Origin of the sequence: uncultured Candidatus Puniceispirillum sp. (assembly GCF_963979125.1) — a bacterium.
GTDB lineage: Bacteria > Pseudomonadota > Alphaproteobacteria > Puniceispirillales > Puniceispirillaceae > Puniceispirillum.
This window is the reverse complement of the sequence record NZ_CAXBVX010000127.1, coordinates 1-4,861: the sequence shown is the minus strand read 5'-3', so window position 1 is coordinate 4,861 and position 4,861 is coordinate 1. Positions and strand designations below refer to the sequence as shown.

5 protein-coding genes are annotated in these 4,861 nt (G+C 51.8%); all 5 read right to left on the bottom strand.

The annotated features are described in order from the left end of the window. Nucleotides 1-78: 78 nt before the first annotated feature. Nucleotides 79-501, bottom strand: a complete 423-nt coding sequence (gene cdd, locus ABNT28_RS10005; protein ID WP_332924274.1) for a cytidine deaminase — start codon at nucleotides 499-501, stop codon at nucleotides 79-81. Continuing rightward, on the bottom strand, nucleotides 502-1,488 hold the full coding sequence (locus tag ABNT28_RS10000; protein ID WP_332924273.1) for an ABC transporter permease: 987 nt from the start codon (nucleotides 1,486-1,488) through the stop codon (nucleotides 502-504). Continuing rightward, nucleotides 1,481-2,605, bottom strand: a complete 1,125-nt coding sequence (locus ABNT28_RS09995; protein WP_332924272.1) for an ABC transporter permease — start codon at nucleotides 2,603-2,605, stop codon at nucleotides 1,481-1,483. The genes ABNT28_RS10000 and ABNT28_RS09995 overlap by 8 nt, the downstream gene beginning before the upstream one ends. Further along, nucleotides 2,602-4,218 (bottom strand): ABC transporter ATP-binding protein, encoded by a 1,617-nt coding sequence (locus ABNT28_RS09990; protein WP_332924271.1) that lies wholly within the window; start codon nucleotides 4,216-4,218, stop codon nucleotides 2,602-2,604. The genes ABNT28_RS09995 and ABNT28_RS09990 overlap by 4 nt, the downstream gene beginning before the upstream one ends. An 18-nt stretch (nucleotides 4,219-4,236) precedes the next feature. Then, nucleotides 4,237-4,861, bottom strand: a 625-nt coding sequence (locus ABNT28_RS09985) for a BMP family ABC transporter substrate-binding protein (protein WP_348721510.1), incomplete at its 5' end; no start/stop codon positions are given.

Here is a 4,861-nt window from a genome sequence, read left to right as displayed (position 1 = left end):
CGCTTCGCTGCGATTGGATGATGCTTGATTCATGCCGCGATCATCTTATCAATCTGCGCTGCGCTTGATTGGATGATGCTAGGACAAATTTTCGGGGCCGAAACTATGCGGTAATAAATCAGCCAGCGTAAAGCGTTGCTGTTCGCCACCAGGATTGGCGATGATGATGATGGTATCTGGCGCGGCAAATTCGCGGATCCGCTGACGACAGCCACCGCATGGTGTACACAGGATTTCACCATCTTCAGACCCACCTGCCACAGCAATCCGTTCAATATGAGTGCCGCCAGCATTGACCATCATGGCAATCGCCGACGTTTCGGCACAAATACCATTCGGATAGGCAGCATTTTCAACATTCGCGCCGCAATGAATCTGCCCGTTTTCATCAAGAAGCGCCGCACCAACGGCAAAATCCGAATAGGGCGCATAGGCACGTGTCATGGCATCAATGGCCGCGGCGATAAGCGTGCTGTCAGAGATAGGGGTGTGCGTGGCCATCTAGCGTTCCTTTATATAGGGCTGGCCGATGGCCCGCGGTGGCACCGCCCGCCCGACAAGACCTGCCAGCAAAATGACCGTCATCAGATAAGGCATTGCCAGAATCAATTCGACAGGTGCGGCGCCAATAAGCGGCAATTCGACACCTTGCAGGCGCGCGGCAATCGCTTCGAGAAAGCCAAATAACAAACAAGCCAGCAAGGCACCACGTGGCTGCCACTTGCCAAAGATCATCGCCGCCAAAGCAATATAGCCTTTACCGGCGGTCATCTCGCGGACAAAGCCGCTACCATGCGCGGTGGATAGATAGGCACCCGCAATGCCGCATAAAACACCCGCGATAATCACCGCTTTATAACGAAGCAGACTGACCGAAATGCCCGCGCTGTCAACAGCTTCGGGCTTTTCGCCAACCGCGCGCAAACGAAGGCCGAAGCGGGTTTTCCAGAGTATATAGGAGGTGAAAATAACCGCCAGAAAGCCAACCCAAACCAAGATATTATGTCCCGAGATCAGTTCACGATAGATTGTGCCGATAAAGGGTATATGGCTCACTAAATCGACAAAGGGCAGTTCGGTAGGGGCAAAACGATCTGCGCGGGCAAGGTTTGGCGTCTGCCCGCCCTGGCGGAAAATAGCGATGCCGACAGTTACCGTCAGACCCGATGCCAGAATATTGATCGCCAGTCCGGAAATAACCTGATTGCCGCGATGCGTAATACAGGCAAAGCCGTGGATAATCGAAAAGATAACCGAAACGGTGATGCCTGCCAGCAAGCCCAGAACAGGTGAATGCATCAAGCTGGCGGTGGCGGCGGCGGTAAAGGCCGAAAGCAGCATCTTGCCTTCAAGCGAAATATCGATGATGCCGGCGCGCTCGGAAAAAATGCCCGCCATTGCACATAGAATCAACGGGGTCGCCACGCGCAAGGTCGCATCAAGTGCCAGAATAAATTGTAACCAGAGATCGGCTCCCAGATTAACCATGCGCCGCCTCCGTTTTGTCGTCTGTTGCCAGCTTTGAAAATAGCCGTTGCAGAGGTTTCTGGAACATAAAGGATAAAGCGCCCGAAAACAGGATGATCAGACCTTGGATCATCAGCACCATTTCACGGGTAATGGTCGAAAATTCAAAATCAAGTTCGGCGCCGCCTTGATAAAGCGCGCCAAATAACAAGCTGGCCAGAATGATGCCAAAAGGATGGTTGCGCCCCATTAAGGCCACCGCGATACCAGTAAAGCCATAGCCCGACGTGAAGTTGAGAATCACCCGATGTTGCACACCCAGAATTTCGTTGATCGCCATCAAGCCTGCCAGCCCGCCCGAAATCGCCATCGTGATGATGATGATGCGTTCGATTGAAATGCCCGCATATTGCGCCGCTTGGGGGCTTTGGCCAACGGCGCGGATTGCATAGCCAAGGCGTGAGCGCCAGATCAGCACCCAGACACCAACACAGGCAAGCAAAGCAATCACAAAGGACAGATTCAAAGGTGAACGTGCCACGTCAAAGCCAAGACCTTGCAGAATTTCATGAATCATCGGCAAGCTGGCGGCATCGGTGAAAGCGCGCGTTTCGGGTGACATCTGCCCACCCGATTTGAGCATCCCTGCCAGCAGTGACACCATGATCGACGCTGCCAGAAAATTGAACATGATTGTGGTAATCACAATATGACTGCCACGTTTGGCCTGAAGATAACCCGGGATCACCCCCCATAGGGCACCAAAGGCGGCAGAGGCCATGATCGCCAGCGGGATCAACAATAATGCGGGTAGGAAGCTGTCCATCCATAGACAGATCAGGCCTGCACCAAGACCGCCAAGATAGGCCTGACCTTCGCCGCCGATATTGAACAGCATGGCATGAAAGGCGACCGCAACCGCCAATCCGGTAAAGATGAAATTGGTGGCGTAATATAAGGTGTAACCAAGACTGCCATCATAGACAAAGGCGCCTTTGACCATCACCATCATCGCGACAAAGGGATTTTCGCCAATCAAGGCGACAACGATGCCCGAGACAAAAAGCGCAACCAATACATTGATGACTGGAATCAGACCGATATCAACCCAGCGGGGTAATGGTTTTTGCACATTCATGACGCCTGTCCAGTCTTGGTGTTTGCATCTTTGTTTGGCGCTATGCCTGCCATCATCATGCCAAGGGTTTGTTCATCGGCATCAGCGCGCGCGACTTCGCCGACGATCCCGCCATCATTCATCACCAGAATGCGGTCGGACAGGCTCATAATTTCTTCAAGCTCGACCGAAACCAGCAAAATACAGCAACCACGATTGCGCAGTTCGATCAGTTGTTGGTGGATAAATTCAATCGCGCCGATATCAACGCCGCGCGTGGGCTGACCCACCAGAAGCAAGGTAGGTTCGGTTGAGATTTCACGCGCCAGAACAAGTTTTTGCTGGTTGCCGCCAGAAAAATTGGCGCTGACATAATCAGGATCAGGTGGGCGTACGTCAAAGGCCTGCATCCGTGTTGCACAATGCGCGGCCAGCTTTTTCGGATCAAGCCACCAGCTGTCACCCCACCAATTATTACTAAAGTTATCATCGCCTTTATTATCGCTATGCCCCAAAAGCATCGATTCGGCGGCGGAAAAATTCAGCACGATGCCGCGGCGATGCCGGTCTTCAGGCACATGCGCAATGCCAAGATCGCGTAAAGCGGCAGGCCCTAGCGGATGCGTCGCATCGATTTTGCGGTCTGCAAAGGTAAAGTTGCCAGCTTGGGGTGGGCGGATGCCTGCCAGAATATCGAGCAGTTCGGATTGGCCATTGCCCGAAACGCCTGCGATGCCGACAATTTCGCCACTGCGTAGATCAAAGGACACATCCTTTAGCTGTACTTCCCCCGAATCACCAGCACAATATAGATGATCGGCGGTTAGCAAAATATCGCCAGGCGTCGCGGTGGTATGATTAACATCAAGCAGAACCTTGCGCCCCACCATCAATTCAGCCAGCTTTGCCGGACTTGCCGAAGCGGTTTCTAGATGCGCAACCATTTGACCTTGACGCATGACGGATACGGTATCGGTGATTGCCATGATTTCGCGTAATTTATGCGTGATGAACAGGATCGTGACGCCCTGATCGCGCAAGGCATTCAGAATGTCAAAAAGCTGGTCGGTTTCCTGCGGCGTCAAAACACCAGTCGGTTCGTCAAGAATCAGAATACGGGCACCGCGAAACAGCGCTTTGAGGATTTCGACACGCTGTTGCAAGCCAACCGGCAGGTTTTCGATCAGACTGTCCGGATCAACCGCCAGCCCGTATGTGTCGGATAATGTTTGCAGTTCGGCTCGGGCGTGGGTTGCGGCCGTGTCAAGCCGGGCATGACCTTCATGCCCCAGCATAATATTTTCAAGCACGGTGAAATTGGGCACCAGCATGAAATGCTGATGAACCATGCCGATACCATTGGCAATGGCATCAGCCGAACTGCCGATGTCAACCGGCTTACCATTAATAGAAATATCGCCTGAATCGGCGCGGTAAAACCCGTAAAGGATGCTGACAAGGGTTGATTTGCCAGCGCCATTCTCGCCAATAATACCGTGAATCTGCCCCTGTTTTACGGCCAAATTGACCTTTTCATTGGCACGCACGGTGCCAAAGGCTTTGGTAATATCAGCAAGCTCAACAGCCAGCGGTGAACTATGTCCACCGCTGGGGTTTTTGTTAGATTGTGTCATATCTAATGTGACAATTTTTTAGTAAGGGCAGTTATCATCATCAGTGTAATTATGAACAATTATAGATCCGCTAATAATGTCAGCTTTAGCTTTTTCAACTGCCGTTTTCATATCAGCTGTAATCAATGATGCGTTATATTCATCTACTGCCCAGTCAACGCCGCCTTCGGCAAGACCAAGTGTCACGAGGCCTGCTGTAAATTTACCAGCTTTAGCATCGGTAAATGTTTCATAGGCCGCAACATCAACTCGCTTTAGCATAGAGGTTAGGACACTTCCAGGACGCAGGCCATTCTGGTTTTTATCAACTCCTATAGCTAATTTTCCAGCATCAGCTGCAGCTTGAATGACGCCAACACCTGTTCCACCAGCTGCGTGGTAAACAACATCGGCACCACGATCTATCTGTGATTGAGCTAGCTCAGCACCTTTGGCAGGATCATTCCAAGCAGCAGGTGTTGAACCGGTCATGTTCTGATAAACCTCAATGTTACTATTGACAGCTTTAACACCGCCAATAAAGCCACATCCAAATCTACTAATAGGGCCGATATCCATACCGCCGATAAAGCCAACCTTGTTCGTCTGTGACGCTTTGGCGGCGGCAACACCGACAATGTAGCTTCCTTCATGTTCCTTGAAC